Source organism: Vibrio sp. 2132-1, from assembly GCF_033344315.1.
Genome location: NZ_JAWPON010000123.1, coordinates 1 through 975, shown reverse-complemented (window position 1 = coordinate 975; position 975 = coordinate 1). Strand labels below are relative to the sequence as shown.

Here is a 975-nt window from a genome sequence, read left to right as displayed (position 1 = left end):
TCAAACCGGAAATATTCAATTGAATCATCATCCTGTTCAAGGTGCTTCTTGGATGCTAACTGCAGGATTGGCATTCGCCATCGTGAATAGCTTTGCCCAAATCGCAAGCATCCACTTTGGTGTGTCTTCCACCACTTTTGCATTGTTTCAATACGCGATCGCGTTGTTCGTTATTCTTCCTTATCTAAGAACGCTAGGCATTCGACGCTCTTTGAGAACTCAACATTTTGGCTGGCACGCTTTTCGTATTTTTCTCTCTGTTATCGGTATCCAACTGTGGCTTTGGGCGCTCGCTTACCCTGTTCCGATTTGGCAAGGCATTGCGCTGCTAATGACTTCTCCGCTGTTTGCGACCGTAGGCTCAGGGCTTATCTTGAAAGAGAAAGTGGGCACCGCACGCTGGCTTGCCACACTAACTGGCTTTATCGGTGCCATGATCATCTTAGAGCCGTGGTCAGACTCCTTCACTTGGGCAACTCTACTGCCTGTTGGGGCGGCCTTCTTTTGGGCGGCGTATTCTTTGATGGTGAAAAAGATGTCGGTAAACGATCCACCGTCTACCATGGTGGTTTACTTGTTGTTACTGATCACGCCTTTCAATATTGTGCTAGCGATACCAAGCTTTACCATGCCTAGTGACTGGACTATTTGGCTGATCCTTCTTTTTGCTGGTGCACTAACAGCATTAGCGCAATGGGCGATTGTGAAAGCTTACGCAGTTGCGGACGCTTCCTTCGTTCAACCCTTCGATCACGCTAAACTGCCTTTAAATGTGCTGGCTGGATGGATGGTCTTTGGATGGGTGCCTCCTGGTCGTTTGTGGCTAGGCGCTGCGATTATTGTGGCGTCGATTGCATTCATCACGCACTGGGAAGCAAAAAAGACAAAGTTAGTTGAAAGAAAAATCTAGCTTTTGAGTTCTATATTTTCAGGAAAGGAAATGAGGAACACCCTATGACACAACCAATCAAAATC

Annotated in this window: 1 protein-coding gene; it reads left to right on the top strand. The window is 47.0% G+C overall.

The genetic code is table 11. The annotated features are described in order from the left end of the window. The first annotated feature begins 52 nt into the window (after nucleotides 1-52). Nucleotides 53-910: a DMT family transporter gene (locus tag R8N47_RS23870; protein WP_005491704.1), complete on the top strand. Its 858-nt coding sequence runs from the start codon at nucleotides 53-55 to the stop codon at nucleotides 908-910. Nucleotides 911-975 lie beyond the last annotated feature (65 nt).

What these genes read in the sequence shown, in the direction of transcription:
- R8N47_RS23870 (WP_005491704.1), top strand. Translation starts at nt 53, where the DNA reads ATGCTAACTGCAGGATTGGCATTCGCCATCGTGAATAGCTTTGCCCAA.